The following is a 24,363-nucleotide window of genomic DNA, read 5'->3' on the forward strand; positions in this document are numbered from 1 at the left end:
CGTGCCGGCGGTAGCCCCTCAGCGGCTCCACTGACCGGCCAGCCGCGCGGCCAGCGCCCGCAGCCCCTCGGCCGGACGGCTCATCGCCCGCTCGACCCCACCGTGCGGCTCGCCGCCGAAGTGGTCCACCAGGCTGTGCGTCTCGGTCACGCCGGCCGCCGCCGACTCGCGGCGGCCGGCGCTGACCCGGCCGGCCAGCACCACGCAGGGCAGCCCCCGGTCCCGGGCCGCGCCCGCGACCCCGGCCACCACCTTGCCGCGCAGCGACTGGTGGTCGAACGAACCCTCCCCGGTGATCACCAGATCCGCCTCGTCGAACGCGGTGTCCAGGCCGGTCAGCCGGGTAACCAGGTCGATGCCCGACTCACACCGGCCGCCGAGCGCCAGGACGGCCGCGCCGAGCCCACCGGCCGCACCGCCGCCCGGCAACCCGGCCAGGCCGGGAGGACAACCCGGCAGGTCCCGCTCCAGCACCACGGCGAGGCGCGTCACCGCGTCGTCGAGCAGGAGTACGTCCTCCCGGGACGCCCCCTTCTGCGGCCCGAACACGTTCGACGCGCCGGTCAACCCGGTGAGCGGGTTGTCGACGTCGGTCGCCGCCACCAGCTCCATGCCCCGCAACTGGGGCAGACCCGTGAGGCCGGCCACCCCGAGCAGCGCGGCTCCGCCGTACGGCAGGGCCATTCCGGTGGCGTCCACCGGTACGGCGTTCAGGGCGGCCAGCAGCCCCGCTCCGGCATCGTTCACGGCCGAGCCGCCCAGCCCGATCACGGCGCGCCGGGCCCCGCTCTCCGCCGCCATCGCGACCAGCGCGCCGAGGCCGTACGAGGTGGTCCGCTTCGGGTCCCGCTCGTCCGGGGCCAGCAGGTGCAGCCCGCACGCCTGGGCACTCTCGACGTACGCCGTCATGCCGTCGGCGGTGAGCAGGATCTCGCCGTCGACCGGCCGGCCCAACGGGTCGACGGTGGGCACCGGCACCCGACGTCCGGGCACGGCGCCGGCGAGTACCTCGACGAAGCCGGGTCCCCCGTCGGAAAGCGGCCTGAGCACCAGTTCGTCGTCCGGCGCGGTCTCCCGCCATCCGGCGCGTACCGCGGTCGCCACCTCGGCCGCCGACAGGGTGCCGGCGAACTTGTCCGGACAGATCAGGATCCGCATGGACGGCAAGTGTGGCAGGCCACATCCGTGCGGCGGGAAAGCGGTCCCCGCTGTGCAAGCATGGTGAACGTGACTTCGACGTGGCTTGAGCCGTCCAGCACCGCGACCGCCCTGCTGCTGCTCGGCCGGGGTACCGACCCGGCCAGCGAGCGCGGGGTGGACTGTCCCGGCGAGCTTCCGCCGCCCAGCGACCCGAATCTCGTCGCCCGGGCGACGGCGGCGAAGGCGAAGCTGGGCCAACGGGTGTTCGTGCTCGGCCACCACTACCAACGTGACGAGGTCATCCAGTTCGCCGACGTCACCGGCGACTCGTTCAAACTCGCCCGGGAGGCCGCCGCCCGACCGGACGCGGAGTACATCGTCTTCTGCGGCGTGCACTTCATGGCCGAGAGCGCGGACATCCTCACCACCGAGGCGCAGCGGGTGGTCCTGCCCGACCTGGCCGCCGGCTGCTCGATGGCGGACATGGCGGCGCTGCCCCAGGTCGAGTCCGCGTGGGAGACGCTCGCGGAGGTGGGTGTCGCCGATTCGACCGTGCCGGTGACCTACATGAACTCCTCGGCCGACATCAAGGGCTTCGTCGGGCGCAACGGTGGCGTGGTCTGCACCTCGTCCAACGCCGAGCGGGCCCTGCAGTGGGCGTTCGAGCGGGGCCAGCGGGTGCTCTTCCTGCCCGACCAGCACCTGGGCCGGAACACGGCGGTACTGAAGATGGGCCTGGACGCCGACGACTGCGTGCTCTACGACCCGCACAAGCCCGGCGGCGGGCTGACCGCGAAGCAGTTGCGGGAAGCCAAGATGATCCTGTGGCGGGGACACTGCTCGGTGCACGGCCGGTTCACGCTCAGCAGCGTGGAAGAGGTCCGGATGCGGGTGCCCGGGGTCAACGTCCTGGTCCACCCCGAGTGCCGGTACGACGTGGTGACCGCCGCCGACCAGGTCGGCTCGACGGAGTACATCATCTCGACCATCGAGGCGGCGCCGGCCGGCTCGGCGTGGGCGATCGGCACCGAACTGAACCTGGTCCGCCGGCTCGCGAACGCCCATCCGGACAAGCAGATCATGTTCCTGGACCGGGCCGTCTGCTACTGCTCGACGATGAACCGGATCGACCTGCCGCACCTGGTCTGGTCGCTGGAGGAACTCGTCGCCGGCCGGGTACCGAACCAGATCACCGTGGATCCGGACACCGCGTACCACGCCCGGGTGGCCCTGGACCAGATGCTCGCACTGCCGTGACCGTCCGCCATCACGGAAAGTAGCGAATTCGGCACGGATTTCTGTCCCCGTCCCCGTTTCGTGCCATCCGTTGCGCTGTGACCGCTCTTTTTTCGTAACGGAGCGCTATGCTGCCGGGGGCCGCGACAGAGCCGTGCCGTGACATTGAAGATGCCGCGACGATCCGGCCCCGCCACGGGGAGCGGGAGTGTGGACCGGATGGTCCACCCTCGCGGACAACATCGACGTAGAGCACACCGACCCGCTGGAGGTTGCGTTGACCGACGACGTCCTGGTCGTACACGGAGGTACGCCCCTTTCCGGGCAGATCCGGGTACGCGGCGCGAAGAATCTCGTCTCCAAGGCGATGGTCGCCGCCCTGCTCGGCGACGAACCCAGCCGACTCTTCGACGTGCCGCGGATCCGTGACGTCGAAGTGGTCCGCGGCCTGCTCGAACTGCACGGCGTGAAGGTCACCGACGGCGTCGAGGACGGCGAACTGGTCTTCGATCCGGCCAACGTCGAGAGCGCCAGCACCGACGAGATCAACGTGCACGCCGGATCGAGCCGGATCCCGATCCTGTTCTGCGGTCCGCTGCTGCACCGGCTCGGCCACGCGTTCATCCCGGACCTCGGCGGCTGCCACATCGGCCCCCGGCCGATCGACTTCCACATCCAGGCGCTGCGGCAGTTCGGCGCGGTCGTCGACAAGACCCCCGAGGGGATGCACCTCACCGCCCCCACCGGCCTGCACGGGACCAAGTTCGAGCTGCCGTACCCGAGTGTGGGTGCCACCGAGCAGGTGCTGCTGACCGCGGTGCTCGCCGAGGGCGTCACCGAGCTGCGCAACGCCGCCGTCGAGCCGGAGATCATCGACCTGATCTGCATCCTGCAGAAGATGGGCGCGATCATCAAGGTGCACACCGACCGGGTGATCGAGGTGCAGGGTGTGGCCCGGCTGAGCGGCTACACGCACCGGCCGATCCCGGACCGGATCGAGGCCGCGAGCTGGGCCGCCGCCGCCCTCGCCACCGGGGGCCGGGTCGAGGTGCTGGGCGCCGAGCAGGCCGACATGATGACCTTCCTGAACGTCTTCCGGTCGGTCGGCGGGGCGTACGAGGTCACCGACACCCGGCCGCCCCGGGTGGGCAGCGCCGGCCAGGAGGGCGGCATCCGGTTCTGGCACCCGGGCGGCGAACTCCGGGCGGTGGCCCTGGAGACCGACGTACACCCCGGCTTCATGACCGACTGGCAGCAGCCGCTGGTGGTCGCGCTGACCCAGGCCCGGGGCCTGTCGATCGTGCACGAGACCGTCTACGAGCAGCGGCTGGGCTACACCGAGGCGCTGAACAAGATGGGCGCCACCATCCAGGTCTACCGGGACTGCCTGGGCGGTACGCCCTGCCGGTTCGGCCGGCGCAACTTCAAGCACTCCGCGGTGATCGCCGGGCCGAGCAAGTTGCACGCCGCCGACCTGGTGATCCCCGACCTGCGGGCCGGGTTCAGCCACCTGATCGCCGCGCTGGCCGCCGAGGGCACCTCCCGGGTCTACGGCGTCGACCTGATCAACCGTGGGTACGAGGACTTCGAGGCCAAGTTGTCCGCTCTGGGCGCCCACGTCGAGCGTCCGTAACCGGTCCTGCACGACCGACAGCGGTCAGCCGGTACCGAACCCCCCGACGCCGGTCCCGGCTGGCCGACCGGTCCTTCCGCTCCTGCCCCGTACCGCGAGGTGCGGGGCGGGCCCGCGGTTGGCTACCCTTCATCCGTGCCGTCGCTGTTTCGTCGAAAGTCCGCCGACCTCGTCGAGGATGCCGTCTCACAGGTGTCCCCCGAGGAGTCCTCGTCCGCCCGCCCTCGGGGCTACACCCCGAGCAAGAAGGAGTTGGGCCGGGAGACTCCGAAGCGGCCGAACGCCGGCCGCCGCCCGGCGGCCGACACCAAGCCGCTCAGCAAGCAGGAGGCGCGGGAGCGGCGCCGAGTCCTGCGGGCCGAGTCCGCCGCCGAGTTCCGGCGTGAGGGCGGCCCCCGGGACCGCGCCCCGGAGCGGGGACTCGCCCGTGACGTGGTCGACTCCCGGCGTACGGTCGGCACCTGGTTCTTCGGTGGCGCCCTGGTCGTCCTGATCGGTTCGGCGAACACCATGCCCCCGGCGGTACGGTTCGGCTCCAACCTGCTCTGGGGTCTGCTGGCCATCGCACTGGTGATCGACTCCGTGCTGATCTCCCGGCGGATCAAGAAGCTGGTCCGGCAGCGGTTCCCCAAGACCGATCAGCGGATGGGTTCGCTCTACCTCTACGCGATCATGCGCGCGATCACCTTCCGCCGGATGCGTGCCCCAACCCCCCGAGTCAAGATCGGCGACTCCGTCTGAGGTGTAAGGAAGGGCCCCTTCTTATCGCTTTTTGCATAAGAAGGGGCCCTTCCTAACACGCGGCGCCGACCGCACCCGCGCACACCGAGCGCAGCACGCCCACCCGCGCACCCGCACCACGCACGCGGCGCGCCGGCAGCCGGGCTCAGGGGATGCCGAGCAGGCGGAGCAGTGCCGCCGTACCGGCCGCGGCCACCACGACCGCGATGAAGGGGGCGCGCCGCCAGGCCAGCGCGGCACCGACCAGCACTCCGGTCGGGCGGGCGAAGCCGGCGAAGGCGCCGGCCTCGGTCAGCGCGGCGGTCACGGCCAGCGCCGCGAGCAGCGCCGCCGCCGCCATCGGCAGGAGCCGGTGTACCCGGTCGGGGAGGGTCAGCCGGTCCCGCAGCACCACTCCGGAGAGCCGGAAGGCGTACGTGCCGACGGCCAGGGTCAGGATCACGGCGATCAGCACGGCCGCGCCCGGTGCCGGCCGCGGCGGGGCAGCAGAAGTACGGCGAGGCCGCTGAGCGCGAGCAGGATCGGCAGGCCGGCCGGCAGCACGGGCGTGACGAGCACCGCCACCGCCGCGCCGACCAGCGCCACCCGACGGGTCTCCGGTTCCCGCAGCGCGGGCAGCAGCAGGGCCAGCAGACCGGCGGGGAAGGCCGCGTCCAGCCCCAGCCGGAGCGGGTCGCCGACCCGGCTGGCCAGCAGCACCCCGGCCAGGGTGCCCAGGTTCCAGGCGAAGAAGAGGACGATGCCGGCCAGCCAGAAGGCCCGGCGCCGGCCGGCCGGGTCCGGTTGGGCCAGCGCGAACGCGGTGGCCTCGTCGGTCATCAGGTGACTGCCGAGCAGCCGGTCGCGCCACCGCCGGCCCAGCACGTCGCCGAGGACCAGTCCGAACGGCAGATGCCGGGCGTTGAGCAGCAGCCCGGCGAAGACCGCCGCGACCGGACTGCCGGCCGCGATCAACCCGACGGCCATGAACTGGGCGCCGCCGGCGTACAACAGGGTGGACATCGCGATGGTCGCCAGGACGGGCAGGCCCGCGGCCACGGCGACGGCACCGAAGGAGGCGCCGATCGCGACGATCGCCACCCCGATCGCCCCGACGTCGCGCAACAGCGCGGGTGTTGATGCGGGTGTCGCCGTTCGTTCTGCCGTACGCATGGTTCAAAATGATGAACGCAGTACACCTGTTCGTCAAGCCGAACGGATGGACCGATGAACCGAACGACCTCTCGTGCCGACAACTCCCCCGTACCCGCCATCGCCGCCGCGCTGCGCCGGGAGCGGGAGCGGGTCGGGATCTCCCTCGCCGAGTTGGCCCGCAGAGCCGGGATCGCCAAGTCGACCCTGTCCCAACTTGAGGCCGGCAGCGGCAACCCGAGCGTGGAAACCGTCTGGGCCCTGGGCGTCGCGCTCGGCGTACCGTTCAGCCGGCTGGTGGAGCAGCCACCGCCCGCCGTACGGGTGATCCGGGCCGGGGACGGTCCCGGGCTGCGCTCGCAGCAGGCGGAGTTCACCGGCACGCTGCTCGCCGCCGGTGCGGCCCACGTCCGCCGCGACATCTACCTGATCGAGCTGGAGCCCGGGGCGGTACGCGACGCGGAGCCGCACATCCCGGGCAGCGTCGAGCACGTGGTGGTGGCCGCCGGCCGGCTGCGCACCGGGCCGTCCACCGAACCCGTCGAACTCGGCCCCGGCGACTACGTCACCTTCCCCGGCGACGTCCCGCACGGCTACGAGGCGCTCGCCCCGGGCACCTTTCTCGTGCTGGTGATGGAACACCCCTGAACGGGCCGGCGTACCGGCGTCCAGACCGGGGCCGACCGGCCGAGCGGAGCGGATGTCGACGACTCCGGCGTGCCGAACCCGGTCAGACGGGCTCGACCGGGGCCGGTGCCCGGTAGAGCCGGGTGACGACGTCCTCGATGTCCGGCTCCACGATGGCGATGTCCCGCAACGCGACCAACCGGGCCAACCCGGCCACCACCTCGGAGGCGGTGACCGACTCACAGGCGAAGACCAGTCGCCGCCCGTCGGCCTCGGTACGCAGTAGTGGCGCACCGACCAGCACCGGCGGTGCGGCCAACGGCTCGTCCAGGTCGGCCACCACCAGGCGCCGCGACCCGTACCGGGCGTGCAGCGCCTCGATCGACCCGTCGTGCACCACCCGGCCGTGGTCGATCACCACCAGCCGCCGGCAGAGCCGCTCGATGTCGGCGAGGTCGTGCGTGGTGAGCAGCAGCGTGGTGTCGCCGGCCCGGCCGAGTTCGGCGAGGAAGGACCGGACCGCCTGCCGGCTCACCACGTCCAGCCCGATCGTCGGCTCGTCCAGGAAGAGCACCTCCGGCCGGTGCAGCAACGCGGCCGTCAACTCGCCGCGCATCCGCTGGCCGAGCGAGAGCTGCCGTACCGGGATGTCGAGGAAGCCGTCGAGGTCGAGCAGGGCCCGGCAGCGCCGCAGCCGGGCGGCGTGCTCGGCGGCGGGTACCCGGTAGATGTGCCGGAGCAGGTCGAACGAGTCCCGCAGCGGCAGATCCCACCAGAGCTGCGAGCGCTGCCCGAAGACCACCCCGATCCGCAGCGCCAGCCGGGTGCGCTGCGGCACCGGGATGAGCCCGCAGACCTGTACCTCGCCGGACGACGGGGTCAGCACGCCGGTGAGCATCTTCAGCGTGGTGGACTTGCCGGCACCGTTCGGCCCGATGTAGCCGATCATCTCGCCCCGGCGCACGGTCAGGTCGATCCCGTCGACCGCGGCCACCACCCGCTTCGTCCGGCGGAACCGGCCCGCCCGGACCCGTACCACGAAGTCCTTGCGCAGCTCGCGCACCGCGATCACCGGCTCGTCCGGCCCGGTCCCGGTCATGAGCCGGTACTCCGGTAGTGCCGGACCCCGACCCGCCAGGCGGTTGCCGCGCCCGCCGCCGCCAGCAGCGCGACGCCCGGGGCGGTCCAGCCCACCCAGGCCGGCAGGCCGAGCGGGTCGGCCCGGCCGAGCAACGCCAGCGCCGGATAGTAGGCCACGAAACCGAACCCCAGACCGTACGCGAAGACCGCTCGGAACCAGCCACTATAGACGGTCATCGGGTACGTGGTGAAGTCTCGCCCACCGTAGGTGAAAGCGGCACCCACCTCGCCGGAGTCGATCCACCAGAACGACAGCGTGGCGGTGGCCACGAAGATCGACCCGAAGAACACCACCCCGGCCAGCGGCGCCAGCACGGCCAACGCCACCCGGCCCGGCGTCCAGGAGACGTCGGCCAGCGCCAACGCGGTCACCAGCACACCGATCCCGAACAGGGACCGGGCCGCCTTGCGCAGCGGAAGGTCCATCAGGAGCAACTGGGGCAGCGCGCCGAGCGGGCGGACCAGCACCGCGTCGAGCAGCCCGGTCCGGACGTACTGGCGGACCCGCTCGATGCTTCCCACCGTGAGATCGGCGGTGGCGAAGGCGGCCGAGGAGATCCCGACCATCACCATCGCCTCGGCCCGGTCGAAGCCGCCCAGGTTCCGGGTGACCTGGAAGAGCACCAGCACGGTGAACACGTCGAACACGGTGGCGCCGACGTTGCCGACGAGGTCGACCACGAACGACGTCCGGTACGACGCCTGTGCCCGGGCCTGTCCGCGCAGCAGCGCCAGGTACGCCGGCAGCACCCCGATCCGGTACGTCCGGTCAGCCACCCTGCACCACCATCCGGCGCTCGGCCCGGCGCTGGACCGTACGGCAGCCCAGCAGGATCAACCCGGCCCAGACCAGTTGTACGGCCACCGTGCCCGCCTGGACCGGCCAGTCGTCCCGTTCGATCACCACGTCCAGCGGCGTCTGGAGGAGGCTCGGGAACGGGGTGGCCAACCAGAGCGGCAGCAGGATCCAGTCCGGCAGGAACCGGAGCGGGAAGTAGAGCCCGGCCAGTACCCCGGAGCCGAGCGTCCACAGGATCATCGGACCCCGGACATCCTGCAACCAGTAGCCCGTCGCGTTGACCAGGTACCGGCAGCCGAAGCAGATCACCACCGCCAGTCCGACGGAGAGCACGAAGAGTGGCACCGTCGGCCACCGGCCCGGCAGTTTGAAGTCGAAGAACAGCAGCCCGGTCAGCACCGGCGGCACGAACCTGGTCAGCAGCGCGTACCCGGCGCGACCCAGGTCGGCGGCGAGATAGCTGACCACCGGGTGTACCGGCCGGAGCAGGTCGCTGGCCACATCGCCGGTACGGATCCGCTCCGCCAGGTCGGACCAGCCCCAGAGCAGCACCACGGCGAGCAGACCCTGTCCTACCCAGACGAACGTGGCCAACTGGGCCGGCGTGTAGCCCGCGACGACGCCTCCGGCGCCGCCCGCCACCGCGAGCAACACGTAACAGCGAAGAAAGCCGAAGACCGTATTGGTGAAGGCGCCGGCAAGGGTAGCTTGCCGATAGGTAGAGTACCGACGAAACCCTGATCCGGCTATGGCAGTAAATGTCCGGAACCACGGGATGATGTTTCGGCTGATCGGTGGTGGCACAGTGGCGGTGACAGAGCCCACGCCGTTACCCTCCTTCCGCGACCACGCTGCCCCGAGCCGGGTGACTTTACCCGGAACACCCGGCTGCCCAGCGAGATTTTTCGACGAGGTGACACCCTGTGAGTGAGCGACGCGAGCCGGTCCTTCCGGCCGCGCCGCGCGCGTATCGCCGCCTCGGTCGCACCGCCGTCACACGGTACGGAGCGACGGTATGACGGAGCGATACTCCAGTCGGTGGGGCGAGGCCCCCGAACCGTCCTGGGTGGCCGAACCGACCGCGGAGTGGCAGCCGCAGTTCCCGGGCCAGCGGTATCCGGGGGACATCGGTCACCAGCGGCAGCGGCCGCGCCGGCCGACCGGGCGGGCGGCCGTGCCGACCGGCCGCGCCAGCGTGCCCGCACCGGACGCACAGCCGGGCACCTCCTCCCCGAACGGACATCCCGGCCAACCGACCGGATCGCCGACGACCGCCCGCCCCGACGGGCCACCGCCCCGCGACGGCCGCACCGGGTCGACAGACCGCCGGGACGGCCGGGCCGAGCCGCGCAAGTCACTCCCCGGCTCCTGGGACGAATCCCCGGACTCCCGGAACCAGCCGTCGAACGGACGCGGCCGGTCACCGGCCGAGTACCGCACCGGCGCACCGGTACCGGTCGCCCGCGACGACCGACGGCACGACCGACGCGATGACCGGCGGGACGACCGACGCGATGACCGGCGGGACGACCGGCGGGACGACCGACTCGGGGTACCCGTCGCCCGCGATGACCGGCGGGACGACCGACGCGACGACCGGCGGGACGACCGACTCGGGCTGCCGATCGCCCGGGACGACCGACGCGATGACCGACGCGATGACCGACGCGATGACCGACGCGATGACCGACGCGACGATCGGCGGAGCCCGACCGGTGCCGACCCCGGACGTCGCGGCGAGCGCGGCGAGCCGGCCGGTGGCCGGGCACCGCAGGAACACGATCCACATCGGTCCGGCGCGGACCGGACCCACGCGGCCCGATCGGCGCCGTCTCCCGAGCGACGGGGACGATGGCTCACCGGACCGGCGGCGGAAGAGACCCAGCCGCTGCCCGACCGTCGGCCGGCGCCGTCCGAGGGCCGTCCCGGTACCCGGGACGACCGAGGCCGGGTCGGTTCGGGCGGCCGAAGCCAGATCTACTCCCCGGCGGCCTTCGACGGACCTCCCGGGTCGGACCGTTCCGAGGGCTGGGCCGCGCGCTCCGGCGCTGCGCCGCCGCACCCGCCCGGTCGGGAGACACCGCCCGGTCGGGAGACACCGCCCGGCCGCACGCCGTCCCGCAGCGGAGCGGACCGGCCCGACCGACCGGACTCCGACCTTCCGCCGCCGACCGACCGGCGACCCGGTGGGTTGCCACCCACACCCGCCTGGCCGGCCCAACGGGGTCCGGTCCAGGAGCCGCCACGGGAGAGCCGACGCTTTCCGGATCTGGGGTCCGGCCGACCGCCGGTTCGCGACCCACGCTCCGCGCCGGAGCCGACCGGCCGCCCGGGCCAGGTACCGCCCGGCGAGCGTCCCGGGTCGATGCCGCCCGGGGTCGACCGACCGGCAGCCGAACTGGCACCGGGGTACGGGCGACCGGACCGCACGCCGGTCTCCAATGTCGACCGGCCGCCCACCCGGCCAACCGAGCCCGCCGACTTCCCCGCCCGGCGGGATCGCGTCGCCGGATACCCGCCCGCCGCCGGACCGGCGAGCCCGGGCGGACCTGTCGGGCCGACCGGCCCGCCCCGGCACGGGGACACCCCGCCCCGGCCCGGCGAGCTGCCGCAGGTGGCCCGGCACGGAGATCCCCAACCCCGGCCCGGCGAGCCGCCGCAGGTGGCCGCCCAGCCGCGCCACGGGGAGCTGCCACGGGTCGCGGCCCAGCCACGGCCCGGCGAGCCGCCACGCGCCGTCGAACAGCCACGGCCGGTCGAACCCGCCCGGAGGATCGAGCCGTCACGTCCGATCGAGCCGGCCCGCAAGATCGAACAATCCCGGCCGATCGAGCCCCGCGTGGTGGAGCCCGCCCGGCCCGTGGAACCACCCCGTCCGGTCGAACCGGCCCGGCCGGTCGAGGCGGCGCCGACGGGCTCGACCGACTCCCGTACCGAGCCACGGCCGGTCGAGCCGCCGAGTTCCGCCGAGCCGACCCGTCCGGTCGAACGCCCGCGCGAGACGGCGGCCGGCTGGTTGACCCCGATATCGCCGGCGCCCCCGGCTCCGGCTCCGGCTCCGGCCCCGGCTCCGGCCCCGGCTCCGGCCCCTCGGCCGTCCCGGCCGCCGGCAGCCGACGAAACCGGCCAACGCCCTCCGGTGGTCACACCTCCGCCCACCGCGGGCCTACGGCTGGAGTTCCTGCCTGCCCCGGCACCGGGTGCCGGACCGGCGGGCACCCCGCCGTCGCCGGCCGGTCCCGAGACCGGACCGCCCACCGGGCCTCCGCCGGCCTCGGCCGTCGGACCGGACACCGTCGCGCCGGTGGAACCGGCCGGCACACCGGTCGAACCGGCCGGCGCCGCACCGACGGACATCCCCGTGATCGAACCCGCCTCCCCCGCCCCCACGTCCGGGCCCCCGATCGAACCGGCCTCGGCCGGGCCGATGCCGGAATTCGGACGAGCGGCCGAGCTAAGTGAGACTTCCGTACCCCCCATGCCGACGACCGGACCTGTCGCGGCCCACGCCACATCCGGGCCGCTCACCGATGCCGATCCGCCTCCCCCGGTACCCGGGGCCGACCCTGACGTTCCGGCTGTGCCCGCCGTTCCGGCTGTGCCGGAGGACCTCGCCACGGCTCCAACCGATCCGCCGACCGCCGGTCCGTCCGACCCGGCGGCCGAGCCGGCTCGACGGCCGCAACCGACGGCGGCCCAACCGACGCCGACCGGCCGCGTACCGGCCGGCGACGGTGGGACGGAATCCACCGGCGCCAGCGCCGGATCCGTCGCTTCGGGGACCGGAACTCCCGGTACGCCGCCGTCCGGCCCGCCCGGATCCGAGTTCGCGCCCGCCGCTCCCCCAGCGGGCCCACCGGCTCCCGTCACCACCTCCGGTACGTCCGGAACACCGGCCGTCCCCGGCACGACCGGCCCGGCGGCCACCTCGGCAGCCCCGTCCGGCACGACAGAGGCGTCCACCCCCGCGCCCACCGGTCCCGAGTCCGACCCGACGTCCGGGGGCGACGTGCCCGACCATCCAGCGGTCCCGGCGGCACCCGGCTCGCCAGCCACCGCACCCGGCTCCGGACCGCCGTCCGGATCGGTCACTCCGAGTCCGGCTCCGACCCCGGGCCCGACTCCTACTCCGGGGCCGGGCTCGGGACCGCAGCCCACCGACCCCGCCGCCGACCCGCCCCTGGCCACCTCACCGCCCGGCTCGCCGGTCGCCGAGGCGAGCCCGGACACCGTGTTGCCGACCGGGCCGGCCGCCGGTGCGGCCACCGCGCTGAGCGCGCCCACCATGCTCACGCCGATCGTCCGGCCCGGTGGCCGGAAGGCGGAGCAGGACGCCACGGACGTCACCCCGGAGCCGACGCCGACCGACCCGGAGCAGGTGCTCGCGTCGTACAAGTGGCGTTTCCACCACGAGACGCTGCGCGAGCTGGTCGAGGACCCGGAGTCGCTGCGGGCGATCCGGGACCGGCTGACCGAGAAGCTCGAACCGGCGAAGGACAACGGCACCCGGGCCCGGCTGCTGAGCCTGCGGGCCGTCGTCTCCCGCATCCTCGGCGACCTGGGCAAGGCGCTGGCCGACGGCAAGCTGGCGCTGGCACACGCGGAGGCGACCGGCCAGCTGCGGCGCATCGCGATCGCCCAGGCGCGGCTGGCGCACGTTCTCCAGTGGCGGGGCGACTTCGCCGAGGCGGACCGTCTCTTCGCGGAGGCCAACTCCTCCGAACTGCCGGACCGGCTGCGGGCCACCATGCACGAGCACGCCGGACGGTCCTGCTACGACCAGGGCCGCTACATCGAGGCGTGCAACCACTTCGAGAAGGCGCTGGAGCTGCGCAAGGTCGAGGATCCGGACCTCATCGCCCGTACCGAACTGGCGCTCGACGCGGTGTTCAACAAGGTGGCGCAGAACGGCTGGGGCCCCTATCCGCGCGAGCGCGACGAGATCCTCCAGGTGCACCGGCCACCGGTACCGAAGTTCAGCGAGAAGATGCAGCGCTGGGGGTACGCCGATCCCGACGGTCAACTGGCGATCGCGCCGAGCTACGCCGACGTACAGCCGTTCCGGGACGGGGCGGCCTGGGTACGCCGTCCGGACACCCGGACCTGGGAGCTGATCGACGAGTCAGGCGGTCTGCTGATCGAGTCCTCCGCCGGGTACCTGGGAGTCGGCTCCTTCTCCGACGGACTGGCCTGGGTCTCCCGGGACGGTACCGGCGGATGGGTCGCGATCGACAAGTCCAACAAGGTGGTCATCGCGGCCGGCTTCGAGGACGTACGTCCGTTCCGGCGCGGTGTCGCCGCCGTCCGGCGCGGCGGCTGGGGCGCGGTCGACCGCACCGGTCGGGTCTTCCTGCCGACCCGCTACACCGGCTTCAGCACGGCGCTGACCGACGGCCGCTACCTCGACGGGTTCACCGACGAGGGGTTGGCGATCGTCGACTCCGGCGGACGCAAGGGCGTGGTGGACCGGTCCGGGCAGGTTCTCATCGCCCCGGCACATCCGGCGCTGGTCATCCATCCGGTGGCGTTCCTGGTCGGCGACGGTGCCGGGCAGTGGGGGGCGCTCGACCGCCGTGGCGAGCCATTGATCGACGTGGTGCACCCCAGCCGGAACGACGTGATGGAGGAGATCGACCGGCTGTTGGCCGACACCAAGCCCGTGCTGTGACCTGTGTTCCTGATCCGGCCCGCCAGTCTGATCATTCCCGGCCCCGAGGACTAGGGTCGAGGGCATGGAATTCCGTCACCTTGGCCGTTCGGGCCTGCTGATCAGCGAGATCTCGTACGGCAACTGGCTCACCCACGGCTCACAGATCGAGGAGGACGCCGCGCTCTCCTGTGTTCGCGCGGCTCTGGACGTCGGCATCACCACCTTCGACACGGCCGACGTGTACGCGGGCACCAAGGCGGAGGCCGTACTCGGCCGGGCCCTGAAGGGCGAGCGCCGCGAGGGTCTGGAGATTCTCACCAAGGTCTTCTGGCCGACCGGGCCGGGCCGCAACGACCGTGGCCTCTCCCGCAAGCACATCATGGAGTCGATCAACGGGTCGCTGCAGCGGTTGCAGACCGACTACGTCGACCTCTACCAGGCGCACCGGTACGACTACGCGACGCCGCTGGAGGAGACGATGGAGGCGTTCGCCGACGTCGTGCACTCCGGCAAGGCGCACTACATCGGCGTCTCCGAGTGGAAGGCCTCCGAGATCCGGGCGGCACACGCGCTGGCCCGCGAGCTCAAGATCCACCTGGTCTCCAACCAGCCGCAGTACTCGATGCTCTGGCGGGTCATCGAGTCCGAGGTGGTGCCGACCAGCGAGGAACTCGGCATCGGACAGGTCGTCTTCTCGCCGATCGCCCAGGGCGTGCTGACCGGCAAGTACCAGCCCGGCCAGGAGGCGCCGGCCGGTTCCCGGGCCACCGACTCGGCCGGCGGCGCGAACATGATCTCCCGGTTCATGTCGGACGAGGTCCTGACCCGGGTGCAGAAGCTCAAGCCGCTGGCCGAGCAGGCCGGGCTGAGCATGGCGCAGCTGGCCGTCGCGTGGGTCCTGCAGAACCCGAACGTCTCCTCGGCGATCGTCGGCGCCTCCCGTCCGGAGCAGGTGCACGACAACGTCAAGGCCGCCGGGGTCAAGCTCGACGCCGGGCTGCTCAAGGCGATCGACGAGATCGTCGACCCGATCACCGAGCGCAACCCGGCCAAGACGCAGAGCCCGGCCCAGCGGCCCTGATCTCCGTCCCCACCGGTTAACGGTTAGGAACGGCCCCTTCTTATACAAGAAGCGATAAGAAGGGGCCCTTCCTTACAACCTCAGCCCTGCCAGAAGCGGATCAGGCGGAGTCCGTCGGCGTAGAGGTAGTCCGGCAATCCGATCAGGTCCCCGATCGCGAAGACCCCGCTGAAGAACCAGCCGCCGACGGTGGGGTTCCAGAGCAGGGCGAAGAGCAGCAGGAAGCCGTACGGGGCCATCAGGTCGTACCCGCGTCGCCACTGGGCGGACAGCCAGGGCTGGAGCACGTTGCCGCCGTCGAGTCCCGGCACCGGCAGCAGGTTCAGCAGGCTGGCGGTGACCTGGAGGAAGGCGAGCAGCGCGACCCCGGCCCAGAACTCCGGCCGGGCGAAGACGTCCACGCCGATGGCGAACGGCACCACCAGCAGCAGCGCGAACACCACGTTGGTCGCCGGCCCGGCGAGGCTCACCAGGGAGTGCCGCAGCCGACCTGGGATCTCGTGCCGGTCCACCCACACCGCACCGCCGGGCAGGCCGATGCCGCCAAGCAGCACCACCACCACAGGCAGGATGATCGACAGCAGCGGGTGGCTGTACTTGAGCGGGTTGAGGGTCAGGTAGCCGCGATGGGCGACGCCCCGGTCACCGGCCCGGAACGCCACCACGGCGTGCGCGTACTCGTGCAGGCACAGCGACACCAGCCAGCCCGAGACCACGAAGAGGAACACGTCGAACCGGACGTTGCCGTACCCGTTCCACGCCATCGCGCCGCTGGTCACGAAGAGCGCGACCAGGGCCAGGAAGATCGGACTGGGCCGGAAGGCCTCCCGGGGCACCCCGAGTACGAGACCGTCCCGGTCCCGCTGATCGAAGTTCATCGGGTCACTCGGCCACGGGCTGCAGGCTCATCCGATACTCCACCCGGTCGTCCTCGACCAGCAGGACCGTGGCGACACCCGCGGCGGCGAGTTCCCGCCAGGTCTGGCCGATCCACGACTCGGCGTCGGCCTGGCTGCTGAACGCCTCGGTCGGCCCGCTCGCCGGCCCGCCGTCCGCGCCCTCGTACCGCCAGCTCCACGGCATGTCGCGTCTCCCCTCGCCGATCTTTCCGCGCCGACAAAACCTCCGCCAGCCTAGTCGGCCGGCCTGTACGAGCCAGCCGGAGCGTACGGAGCGACCGCCGACCCGCACCTCGGCGCGAGAAGCCCAGCCGAGCGCTCTAAGGTACGGGCATGTCCGTAGACGGGTGGAACAGGATCCTGGTGCTGGGTGGGATTCGGTCCGGCAAGTCAGAATTCGCCGAGTCACTGGTGCGGGACCTGCCCGCTGTCCGGTATGTCGCGACAGCGATCATCGGCGCCGAGGATCCCGACTGGGCCGCCCGGATCGAGGCGCACCAGATCCGCCGGCCGGCCGCCTGGTCGACCGAGGAGGCCAATGTCGATCCGTCGCAGCTCGCGGAGCTGATCGGCGAGGCGAAGCCGGGTGAGACCCTGCTCATCGACGATCTTGGTGGCTGGGTCACCGTCCTGCTCGACCCGGCACACCAACCGGCGGACGACCTCGCCACGATCGGCGAACTCGGCACCGCGATCCGGAACTGCCCGGCCCGCCTGCTGCTGGTCAGCCCCGAGGTGGGGCTGTCGATGGTCCCGATGACCCCGCTCGGCCGCGCCTACGCCGACGCGCTCGGCGCCACCAACCAGGCCGTCGCCGACGCCTGCGACGAGGTCGTCCTGGTGGTCGCCGGACAGCCCGCCTGGCTCAAGGCCGGCGGGACCACGGATTCCCCGGCCCCGGCGGCAACGGTGCCGGCGGACGCCGGGACCGCCCGGCCGAATGTGCCGGCCCAGGCTGCCCGATCGCCGCACGGCGACGCCGACCCCTCGGCCGGGACCGCGCAGCCGTCGGCGGCGACCCCGTCGGCCGGGCCTGCGGAGCCGTCGGCGGCGACCCCGTCGGCCTGGACGGACGTGGTCGGCGCGATGCCGGAGGTGCTCCGGCCGGGCACCGCCCCGGCGCCGACGGCCGAGTTCCAGCCGCCGTCCGGGGCCGGCTGGGCCACACCCACGATGGCGTTGCCGATCGTGGCCACCGGACTGGTCATCCAGCCGGGGATGGACCTGCCGATGCCGCACGAGTACACCGGCCCCGCCGCCGTCGACCGGCTCGGCACGCTCGACCTGCCCGGCGCCGGACTCGGCAGCCTGGATCGGGTCGTCTCGTTCGCCGCCGCCACCCAGGGCACGGAGACGCCGGCACCCTGGCGTTCGGTGCGGGTACTGCTGCTGCACGGCGACCACGTCGGTGGTGCCGCCGCCGGCACGGTGGCCGGCGAGTCCGCCCGGCGGGCCGACCAGGCCCGACGCGGCGAGGGACCGATCGCCCGGCTGGCGGCCGAGGTCGGCGCGACCCTCCAGGTCGTCGAGGCGCCGACCGCCGCCCCGATGGAGGACGGCCCGGCGCTGTCCGTGGACGACGTGGAGACCGCCCTGCGGTACGGCTGGCGGCTCGCCGAGGAGGCCGTCGAGGCGGGCGCCCAGTTGATCGTGCTGGCCGCCTGCGGTGCCGGTACGGACGCCGCTGCCGCCGCCGTGCTCGCGGCCACGGCCGGTGCCGAACCCGCGGCGGTGCTGGGTCGGGTGGTCAACCCGGGCGGTCAGGTCGACGACGCCGCCTGGATGACCCGTTGCGCGGCGGTCCGCGACGCCATGCACCGGACCCGGCGGAGTACCCGGGACGCCAAGGACGTGCTCGCCGAGATCGGCGGTGGTGACATCGCGATCGCGACGGGTGTACTGCTCGGCGCGACGGCCCGCCGGACGCCGGTACTGCTCGACGGCCCGGTCGGCGTCGCAGCCGGTCTGGTCAGCCGGGACCTCGCCGGCCAGGCCCGGCACTGGTGCCTGCTGCCCGACCACGGCGAGCATCCGGCCGTCCGGCTCGGCGCCGACGTGCTCGACCTGACGCCGCTGCTGGACCTGCGGCTCGGCCTCGGCGAGGGCGCCGCCGCGCTGGCCGCGCTGCCGCTGCTGCGCTCCGCGCTGACCCTGGCCGCGGTGCTGCCGGTGCATCCCAGCCTGGCCGCCGCCGAACCCGGTCTGGCCAACGCCGGACCGGTCGACGGTGCTTCGGCCGACACCGGACCTGGCGACACCGGACCGGCCGACACCGGACCGGGCGACACCGGACCGGGCGACACCGGTCCTACCGCCACCGGGCCGGATCCGTCCGGCGAGCGGAACCCGACGCCGGCCGCGCCGGTGCCGGACCCGGCGGAGCCGTGGGCGCCCGAACCGGGCCTGCCCGGGATGGACGACGACCAGGAGTTCATCGAACCGCCCCCGGCCGGCCCCGGGCCGACCTCGGTCCCCGACGACGAGCCGCCGACCGGCCGCGGGGACCGGCTCTCCAGCGGCGCCACCGTCCCACCCGGTGCCTGACGGCCGACTCGCGGCCGGCGGCCGGCTGGCACTCACCACGTTCACCGTCGCGCCGCTGCGGGCCGGTCGGGTCGACCGGTCCACCGCTGGTACGGCGATGGCGCTGGCACCCGCCGTCGGCGTACTCCTCGGCGTGCTTCTCGGTGCCGTGCTCGGGGTTCTGGGCGCGGTCGCGCCACCCCTGGTCGCCGGCGGGGTGACCGTGGCGGTGGCCGCCCTGCTCACCCGTGGGCTGCACCTGGACGGGCTGGCCGACACGGTCGACGCGCTCGGGTCGTACCGGTCCGGACCGGCGGCGCTACAGATCATGCGGCAGCCGGACGTGGGGCCGTTCGGCGTGACGGCGCTGGTCCTCGTACTCCTGCTCCAGGCGGCGTCCCTCGCGGCGCTGGCCGGCCGGCCCTGGCCCGCGCTGCTCGCGGCGGTGGCCGCCGGTGCCGCGACCGGACGGCTGGCGGTGAGCTGGGCCTGCCGGCGCGGCGTTCCGGCGGCGCGGCCGGACGGGCTCGGCGCGCTGGTCGCCGGCACCGTCGGCCCGGTGACGCTGGCCGGGCTGTCGGTCGGGGTCGCACTCCTGGCCGTACCGTCGGTGCCGGGCCGCCCGTGGCAGGGGCCGCTCGCGGTCGCCGCCGCGCTGGCCGGCACGCTGCTGCTGGTGCGCCACCTGGTACGCCGGGTCGGCGGCATCACCGGCGACGTGCTCGGTGCCGTCGTCGAACTCGGCACCACGCTGTTCTACCTGGGTCTCGTGCTGACCGGCTGACCAGGCAGGCGTTCGCGGGTAGCCTTCGCGAAAAGGACACCAGCACAGCACGCCAGCGCAAGCACGCCAGTACAACGCACAGCGGTACGCGGTCGAGCGGGGGAACACAATGCTCATCACGGACGACTTCCTGCCCGTACCGGTTCCGGAGTCGCTGACCGCGACCTATCTGGTTCCCACCTCCGGCGGGGTCGACCCGGCACCGGCCGAGGCGGTGGCGGCGCTGGGCGGCCGGCTCTCCGGACCCGTGCACGACCTCGCCCGCCAGATGCTGGACAGCCCGCTGATGACGGTCGACACCCGGCCGATAAGCGAGTTCCCGCACCTGCCACCGGACCTGCTCACCGCGTTCGGCGCCACCGAGACCCAGCTCGCCCGACTGGCGGCGGCCGACGCACTGGTGGTCGTCCAGGCCAGCTACCGGCCCGGCTGGCCGCCGGCACACGAGTGGGCGGCCCGTACGGTCGCCAGCGCGATCGCGGAGAGGCTCGACGCCGACGTGGTGGACGTGTTCGCGTTGCAGTTCCTCGATCCCGCCACCGCACTGCGCTCGCTGCCGGACTCCGAGGGTCGGGTACGACTGATCGACTGGGTGCTGGTGCCGTACTCCTCCGACGAGGGTGGGCTCTGGTTCACCACCAAGGGACTGCGCCGGTTCGGACTGCTGGAGTTGCAGGCCCAGTCGGTGCCGACGCATCTGACCCGGGCCTGGGGTGCCGTGATGACCGGGGTGGCCCGCCGGCTGCTCCGGGCCTGGACCGACGGGCTGGGCGACAGCGAGGTGCCGGCGTTCGTCCAGCTTCCGGTGGTCACCTCGGTCACCGGCCACGACATCGCGGTGGCGTACGGCAACCCGCAGCAGCACGACACGACCGGACCGGCCATGCTGCGGTTGGAACTCGATCCGGCCACCGATCCCGACGCCGACTCGTTCCTGAGCCTGTTGCCACCCGTCGGCCACTCCGGCCCGGCCGGTCGGTACTTCGCCGCCGTCTGTGCCGCCCTGTTCGGCGCGACCCAGTCCGACGTCCGGTACGCCCGGCCGGACGACGCGATGGCCAAGGCGATCGCGACCGCCCGGGACGGGCTGCCGGGAATCCGGGAACGGTTCCTCGCCGACGCGCTGCCGGACGGGGTGCAGTTGCTGGTCAAGTACGGCCTGCCGACCGACGAGGGGCCGGAGTTCGTCTGGGCCGGGGTCACCTCCTGGCCGACCGCCGAGCGGATCGTGGGCGCCAGTGCCAGTGACGCGGCGGCCGATCCGGCGGTCCGGGTCGGCCAGCCGGTCGTGGTGGACGCCGTCGACGTGGTCGACTGGGCCCTGCTCGACGGCGGCGGTGTGGTGGAGGGCGGCTGGACCCAGGCCGTACTCGACGCCGGGGACCGCTCACAACGCTGACCGCCGCCGGCGACCCGGTCGGCGCTACTTCACTGGGCGCTACTTCACCGAGGGGTCGACGAACGGCGGGCGGACGATCTCCATAGCGGCGCGGCGACCCCGTACGTCGACCTCCACGTGGTCGCCCTGGCTCAACCCGGCGGCACGGTCCAGCAGGGCGAGGGCGATCCCGGCCTTGCGGGTCGGCGAGAAGGTCCCGCTGGTGACCGTACCGACGCCGGCATCGGCGGAGAGCACGGTCATGCCCGGCCGGGGAATGCCCCGGTCCAGCGCCACCAGACCCCAGAGGGTGCGCCGCGCTCCGGCGGCCCGCTCGGCGAGCAGCACCTCCCGGCCCCAGAACGCCGGCTTGTCCCAGCCGACCGCCCAGCCCGACCTGGCCTGCACCGGAGTGATCTCCAACGAGAGGTCCTGGCCGTGCAGCGGGTAGCCCATCTCGGTACGCAGGGTGTCCCGGGCACCGAGCCCGCAGGCGCGGATTCCGTACGGCTCACCCGCGGCGAGGAGCGCGTCCCAGACCGTGGTCGCCGACTCGGCCGGAACCACCAGTTCGTACCCGTGTTCACCGGTGTACCCGGTACGGCAGACCACCAGCGACACGGGTCCACCGGCCGGGGCGGCTCCGAGTGCGGCGGTGGCGAAGCTCAGGTCCGCGGTGGAGAAGCTCATGTAGTCGTGTCCGGTCGGCAGCCCGAGTGCGCCGAGCAGCTCGGCCGAGCGCGGCCCCTGCACCGCCAGTACGGCGTACGCGTCGTGCTCGTTGGTCACCGTGATCCCGGCCGGGGCGGCGGCGCGCAGCCGGCGTACCACCTCCGCCGTGTTGGCGGCGTTCGGGATCAGGAAGACGTGCTCGGGACCGTAGAGGTAGGCGATGATGTCGTCGACCACTCCGCCGGAGGATTCGTCGCAGCAGAGCGTGTACTGCGCCCGCCCCGGCCCGATCCGACCCAGGTCGTTGCTCAGGCAGGAGTTGACGAAGTCCGCCGCCCCGGGACCGGTGATCCGGGCCTTGCCCAGGTGGGAGACGTCGAACACACCTACCGCGGAGCGGACCGAGGTGTGCTCGCGGAGCACTCCGCCACCGGCGTACTCCAGGGGCATGGACCAGCCGCCGAAGGCGGCGAACTTGGCGCCCAGCGCGACGTGCCGCTCGTGCAGGGGCGAGTGGCGCGGCTGGTCGGCGGACGGCTCCGGGATCTCTCCGGTCACGTGTGTCGCGTCGGTCATGGGTCGCAACCTACCTGCGATCCCGCTCCTGGTTAGCATCGGCGGGACCCTTCCGGCCGACCGTCGGCGGGACAGCCCATTCGTCCGGCGGGTAGGTTGCGCCGGAGACCATTTTCGCCGGCCCGCACACGAGGCGGCCGGCCCACGCCCGCCCGGAGCCGCGCAGTGACATCGCCCAGCACCACCCTCAGCCTGGTCGACACCGACCCCGCCGAACTCGCCGTTGACGCCATCGTCATCGGGCTGCACAGTCAGACCGAGAGCGCGGAGAGGCCCGCGGGGTCCACCGGCTTCGCCTCGACGCTGCTCCTCGCGACCGGTGCGGAGAGCATCGCGGTGGCGTTCGACGGCCGGCTGACCGAGACCCTGGCGCTGCTGGGCGCCACCGGCGGTCCGGGCGAGGTGATCAAGCTCGCCACCCTCGGCACCATCACCGCACCGCTGGTCGTCGCGGTGGGGCTCGGGCCGGAGCCGACCGGCGCCGCCCCGGCGCCGGAGACCCTGCGTCGGGCCGCCGCCGCGGCGATCCGGGCGCTCGCCGGTGCCGAGCGGGTCGCGCTGACCCTTCCGGTGCCGGACGACGAGGACGCACCGGCCGTGTTGCGGGCCACCGCCGAGGGCGCGCTGCTCGGCGCGTACCGGTTCGCCGGCTACAAGACCCGTCCGCAGCCGACCCGCCGCCCGCCGGTGACCGCCGTCGCGGTGCACGTGCCGGACGCCGGTGACGAGCGGGCCCTGGCGGAGATCACCCGGGCCGCGGTGGTGGCCCGGGCGGTCGGCCAGACCCGGAACTGGGTGAACACCGCGCCGAACGAGCTGCGCCCGCCGTCGTTCGCCGACTCGGTCGCGGCGGCGGCCCGGGAGGCCGGCCTCGGCGTGGAGGTGCTCGACGAGAAGGCGCTGGCGGACGGCGGCTACGGCGGCATCCTGGCCGTCGGCCTGGGCTCGGCGGCGCCGCCCCGGCTGGTGAAGCTCTCCTACGACCCGGCCGGCGCCGGCTCGGACAAGCCGGTCAAGCGGGTCGCGCTGGTCGGCAAGGGCATCACCTTCGACACCGGCGGCGTCTCGATCAAGCCGGCCCAGGGCATGTGGGAGATGAAGTCCGACATGGCCGGGGCGGCGGCGGTCGCCGCCACGATGCTGGCCATTGCCGAACTCCGACCGTCGGTCGCGGTGACGGCGTACCTGCCGATGGCCGAGAACATGCCCTCGGCCACCGCGTACCGGCCGGGTGACGTGGTGACGATGTACAACGGCAAGCGGGTCGAGGTGCTGAACACCGACGCCGAGGGCCGGATGGTCCTGGGCGACGCGATGGCCCGAGCCTGCGAGGACGGCTGCGACTACCTGTTCGAGACCTCCACGCTCACCGGCGGCCAGGTGATCTCCCTGGGCAAGCGGGTGGCCGGGGTGATGGGTACGACCGAACTGTGCCAGCGGGTGCAGGCCGCCGGTGACGCCACCGGCGAGCCGACCTGGCCGATGCCGCTGCCGGAGGACGTCCGCAAGGGGATGGACTCGGAGGTCGCGGACATCTCCCAGGTCAACGCGTCGATGGACCGGGCCGGGCACATGTTGCAGGGTGGCGTGTTCCTGCGCGAGTTCGTCACCGACGACGTGTCCTGGGCGCACATCGACATCGCCGGCCCGAGCTACCACTCCGGCGAGCCGACCGGGTACTGGGCCAAGGGTGGCACCGGGGTTCCGGTCCGTACCCTGCTGGAACTCGTCGACGACATCGCCGCCAACGACTGAACCGGTCGTACCCGCCGATCCGGCGCCAGGCGGGCGCCGGATCGGGGGTCCCGGTCCCGCCGGGAGGCGCGTCCGCGCCCCGACTGGCCGGAAAAGAGCGGGTTCGCGTTCCCGGCCCGCCGGACGAGGCCGGTCGGGTCAGCCGGCCGACCGCTTGCGGCGCTCGTTGAAGTCGCGCATCCGCTGCGGGTATCCCATCAGGCGGACGTCGTAGACCGGGATGGCCATCCGGTGGGCGAACCGTCGGGCGCCGTCCGGGCCGTCGATCCGGCGCCGGGTCCACTCCCCGTCGTGCGCGATCAACATCACCGTGGTCTCGGTCACGGTGGTCCGAGGTTCGATGAACGCCTCGACACCCCGCCTCGATCTGACAAACTGTTCGAGATGGTCGACGTCCGCACGGCTGGCCGGACGATCGCCCGCCGTGACAACCGCCTTCTTCCGTCGGCGAAACCAGGCCACCGGATCGTCTCCTCCCCGCCACACGCGTCCCGCCGGTAACTGGCGACTCCGGCAAGCGTACGTCCCGACGCTGTGTCCTTGGGCACCGCGACGTGTCCTTGGGCACCTCGGTACGCGGCCCGCTTCCACAAGTGAC

The 24,363-nt window shown here is 73.2% G+C and carries 21 protein-coding genes; 10 read left to right on the forward strand and 11 right to left on the reverse strand.

The window, feature by feature from the left end:
- Nucleotides 1-18: 18 nt before the first annotated feature.
- Nucleotides 19-1,158, reverse strand: a complete 1,140-nt coding sequence (locus H4W31_RS40435; protein WP_192771409.1) for a glycerate kinase family protein — start codon at nucleotides 1,156-1,158, stop codon at nucleotides 19-21.
- Nucleotides 1,159-1,227: 69 nt separating this feature from the next.
- On the opposite strand from H4W31_RS40435, the gene nadA reads away from it, so the two are divergent.
- The 3 genes from nadA to H4W31_RS40450 all read left to right on the forward strand — a co-directional run bounded on the left by nadA (nucleotide 1,228) and on the right by H4W31_RS40450 (nucleotide 4,750).
- Nucleotides 1,228-2,397 carry a quinolinate synthase NadA gene (gene nadA, locus H4W31_RS40440; RefSeq protein ID WP_192771410.1) on the forward strand — a complete coding sequence of 390 codons (1,170 nt, stop codon included), beginning with the start codon at nucleotides 1,228-1,230 and terminating at the stop codon, nucleotides 2,395-2,397.
- Between the two features lie 187 nt (nucleotides 2,398-2,584).
- On the forward strand, nucleotides 2,585-4,009 hold the full coding sequence (gene murA, locus H4W31_RS40445) for a UDP-N-acetylglucosamine 1-carboxyvinyltransferase (RefSeq protein ID WP_404825670.1): 1,425 nt from the start codon (nucleotides 2,585-2,587) through the stop codon (nucleotides 4,007-4,009).
- 135 nt (nucleotides 4,010-4,144) lie between these two features.
- Nucleotides 4,145-4,750: a DUF3043 domain-containing protein gene (locus H4W31_RS40450; RefSeq protein WP_192771411.1), complete on the forward strand. Its 606-nt coding sequence runs from the start codon at nucleotides 4,145-4,147 to the stop codon at nucleotides 4,748-4,750.
- A gap of 145 nt (nucleotides 4,751-4,895) precedes the next feature.
- Here H4W31_RS40450 and H4W31_RS40455 read toward each other — a convergent pair whose 3' ends face one another.
- A complete protein-coding gene (locus tag H4W31_RS40455; RefSeq protein WP_192771412.1) occupies nucleotides 4,896-5,204 on the reverse strand; it encodes an AzlD domain-containing protein in 309 nt (102 codons plus the stop codon).
- Nucleotides 5,198-5,902 carry an AzlC family ABC transporter permease gene (locus H4W31_RS40460; RefSeq protein ID WP_192771413.1) on the reverse strand — a complete coding sequence of 235 codons (705 nt, stop codon included), beginning with the start codon at nucleotides 5,900-5,902 and terminating at the stop codon, nucleotides 5,198-5,200. Before H4W31_RS40460 ends, H4W31_RS40455 begins: the two co-directional genes overlap by 7 nt.
- Before the next feature lie 54 nt (nucleotides 5,903-5,956).
- Here H4W31_RS40460 and H4W31_RS40465 point away from each other — a divergent pair, with 54 nt between their 5' ends.
- Entirely contained in the window at nucleotides 5,957-6,529 is a 573-nt protein-coding gene (locus tag H4W31_RS40465; protein ID WP_192771414.1) for a helix-turn-helix domain-containing protein, read from the forward strand.
- Between the two features lie 82 nt (nucleotides 6,530-6,611).
- Here H4W31_RS40465 and H4W31_RS40470 read toward each other — a convergent pair whose 3' ends face one another.
- The 4 genes from H4W31_RS40470 to H4W31_RS40485 all read right to left on the reverse strand — a co-directional run bounded on the left by H4W31_RS40470 (nucleotide 6,612) and on the right by H4W31_RS40485 (nucleotide 10,236).
- Nucleotides 6,612-7,607 (reverse strand): ABC transporter ATP-binding protein, encoded by a 996-nt coding sequence (locus H4W31_RS40470; RefSeq protein ID WP_192771415.1) that lies wholly within the window; start codon nucleotides 7,605-7,607, stop codon nucleotides 6,612-6,614.
- Nucleotides 7,604-8,404 (reverse strand): ABC transporter permease, encoded by an 801-nt coding sequence (locus tag H4W31_RS40475; RefSeq protein WP_192772777.1) that lies wholly within the window; start codon nucleotides 8,402-8,404, stop codon nucleotides 7,604-7,606. Before H4W31_RS40475 ends, H4W31_RS40470 begins: the two co-directional genes overlap by 4 nt.
- Nucleotides 8,405-8,417: 13 nt before the next feature.
- On the reverse strand, nucleotides 8,418-9,101 hold the full coding sequence (locus tag H4W31_RS40480; RefSeq protein WP_318783673.1) for an ABC transporter permease: 684 nt from the start codon (nucleotides 9,099-9,101) through the stop codon (nucleotides 8,418-8,420).
- Nucleotides 9,102-9,867: 766 nt separating this feature from the next.
- Nucleotides 9,868-10,236 carry a hypothetical protein gene (locus tag H4W31_RS40485; protein ID WP_192771417.1) on the reverse strand — a complete coding sequence of 123 codons (369 nt, stop codon included), beginning with the start codon at nucleotides 10,234-10,236 and terminating at the stop codon, nucleotides 9,868-9,870.
- 2,220 nt (nucleotides 10,237-12,456) lie between these two features.
- On the opposite strand from H4W31_RS40485, the gene H4W31_RS43550 reads away from it, so the two are divergent.
- Both H4W31_RS43550 and H4W31_RS40495 read left to right on the forward strand, forming a co-directional pair.
- Nucleotides 12,457-14,115, forward strand: a complete 1,659-nt coding sequence (locus H4W31_RS43550; RefSeq protein WP_318783674.1) for a WG repeat-containing protein — start codon at nucleotides 12,457-12,459, stop codon at nucleotides 14,113-14,115.
- Nucleotides 14,116-14,179: 64 nt separating this feature from the next.
- Complete coding sequence (locus H4W31_RS40495; protein ID WP_192771418.1) at nucleotides 14,180-15,178, forward strand: aldo/keto reductase family protein; 999 nt, start codon at nucleotides 14,180-14,182, stop codon at nucleotides 15,176-15,178.
- 80 nt (nucleotides 15,179-15,258) lie between these two features.
- On the opposite strand, the gene H4W31_RS40500 is transcribed toward H4W31_RS40495, so the two are convergent.
- Nucleotides 15,259-16,056, reverse strand: a complete 798-nt coding sequence (locus tag H4W31_RS40500; RefSeq protein WP_192771419.1) for a site-2 protease family protein — start codon at nucleotides 16,054-16,056, stop codon at nucleotides 15,259-15,261.
- 4 nt (nucleotides 16,057-16,060) lie between these two features.
- Nucleotides 16,061-16,261, reverse strand: coding sequence for a hypothetical protein (locus H4W31_RS40505; protein WP_192771420.1), 201 nt, complete (start codon nucleotides 16,259-16,261; stop codon nucleotides 16,061-16,063).
- 149 nt (nucleotides 16,262-16,410) lie between these two features.
- Here H4W31_RS40505 and H4W31_RS40510 point away from each other — a divergent pair, with 149 nt between their 5' ends.
- The 3 genes from H4W31_RS40510 (at nucleotide 16,411) to H4W31_RS40520 (ending at nucleotide 20,783) form a co-directional block, all read left to right on the forward strand.
- Entirely contained in the window at nucleotides 16,411-18,621 is a 2,211-nt protein-coding gene (locus H4W31_RS40510; protein ID WP_192771421.1) for a bifunctional adenosylcobinamide kinase/adenosylcobinamide-phosphate guanylyltransferase, read from the forward strand.
- The gene (locus tag H4W31_RS40515; RefSeq protein WP_192771422.1) at nucleotides 18,614-19,384 is read left to right on the forward strand and encodes an adenosylcobinamide-GDP ribazoletransferase; all 771 of its coding nucleotides are present in this window, start codon (nucleotides 18,614-18,616) and stop codon (nucleotides 19,382-19,384) included. Before H4W31_RS40510 ends, H4W31_RS40515 begins: the two co-directional genes overlap by 8 nt.
- 109 nt (nucleotides 19,385-19,493) lie before the next feature.
- Nucleotides 19,494-20,783, forward strand: a complete 1,290-nt coding sequence (locus H4W31_RS40520) for a DUF2314 domain-containing protein (protein WP_192771423.1) — start codon at nucleotides 19,494-19,496, stop codon at nucleotides 20,781-20,783.
- A 39-nt stretch (nucleotides 20,784-20,822) separates the two neighbouring features.
- On the opposite strand, the gene gcvT is transcribed toward H4W31_RS40520, so the two are convergent.
- Entirely contained in the window at nucleotides 20,823-22,010 is a 1,188-nt protein-coding gene (gene gcvT, locus H4W31_RS40525; RefSeq protein ID WP_225945929.1) for a glycine cleavage system aminomethyltransferase GcvT, read from the reverse strand.
- A gap of 165 nt (nucleotides 22,011-22,175) precedes the next feature.
- Between gcvT and H4W31_RS40530 the strand changes: the two genes are divergently transcribed.
- The gene (locus H4W31_RS40530) at nucleotides 22,176-23,765 is read left to right on the forward strand and encodes a leucyl aminopeptidase (protein ID WP_192771425.1); all 1,590 of its coding nucleotides are present in this window, start codon (nucleotides 22,176-22,178) and stop codon (nucleotides 23,763-23,765) included.
- A 138-nt stretch (nucleotides 23,766-23,903) separates the two neighbouring features.
- Here the strand turns inward: H4W31_RS40530 and H4W31_RS40535 are convergent, their stop codons facing one another.
- A complete protein-coding gene (locus tag H4W31_RS40535; RefSeq protein ID WP_192771426.1) occupies nucleotides 23,904-24,227 on the reverse strand; it encodes a hypothetical protein in 324 nt (107 codons plus the stop codon).
- Between the last annotated feature and the right edge of the window lie 136 nt (nucleotides 24,228-24,363).

This window comes from Plantactinospora soyae (assembly GCF_014874095.1).
GTDB classification, from domain to species: Bacteria; Actinomycetota; Actinomycetes; order Mycobacteriales; family Micromonosporaceae; genus Plantactinospora; species Plantactinospora soyae.

Excerpts from the sequence above, each read along its gene's own strand:
- H4W31_RS40495 (WP_192771418.1), top strand. The coding sequence starts at position 14,180 with ATGGAATTCCGTCACCTTGGCCGTTCGGGCCTGCTGATCAGCGAGATC.
- H4W31_RS40460 (WP_192771413.1), bottom strand. The coding sequence starts at position 5,902 with ATGCGTACGGCAGAACGAACGGCGACACCCGCATCAACACCCGCGCTG.
- gcvT (WP_225945929.1), bottom strand. The coding sequence starts at position 22,010 with ATGACCGACGCGACACACGTGACCGGAGAGATCCCGGAGCCGTCCGCC.
- H4W31_RS40520 (WP_192771423.1), top strand. The coding sequence starts at position 19,494 with ATGCTCATCACGGACGACTTCCTGCCCGTACCGGTTCCGGAGTCGCTG.
- H4W31_RS40485 (WP_192771417.1), bottom strand. The coding sequence starts at position 10,236 with ATGTGGATCGTGTTCCTGCGGTGCCCGGCCACCGGCCGGCTCGCCGCG.
- H4W31_RS40505 (WP_192771420.1), bottom strand. The coding sequence starts at position 16,261 with ATGCCGTGGAGCTGGCGGTACGAGGGCGCGGACGGCGGGCCGGCGAGC.
- H4W31_RS40465 (WP_192771414.1), top strand. The coding sequence starts at position 5,957 with ATGAACCGAACGACCTCTCGTGCCGACAACTCCCCCGTACCCGCCATC.
- H4W31_RS40500 (WP_192771419.1), bottom strand. The coding sequence starts at position 16,056 with ATGAACTTCGATCAGCGGGACCGGGACGGTCTCGTACTCGGGGTGCCC.
- H4W31_RS40470 (WP_192771415.1), bottom strand. The coding sequence starts at position 7,607 with ATGACCGGGACCGGGCCGGACGAGCCGGTGATCGCGGTGCGCGAGCTG.
- H4W31_RS40510 (WP_192771421.1), top strand. The coding sequence starts at position 16,411 with ATGTCCGTAGACGGGTGGAACAGGATCCTGGTGCTGGGTGGGATTCGG.
- H4W31_RS40435 (WP_192771409.1), bottom strand. The coding sequence starts at position 1,158 with ATGCGGATCCTGATCTGTCCGGACAAGTTCGCCGGCACCCTGTCGGCG.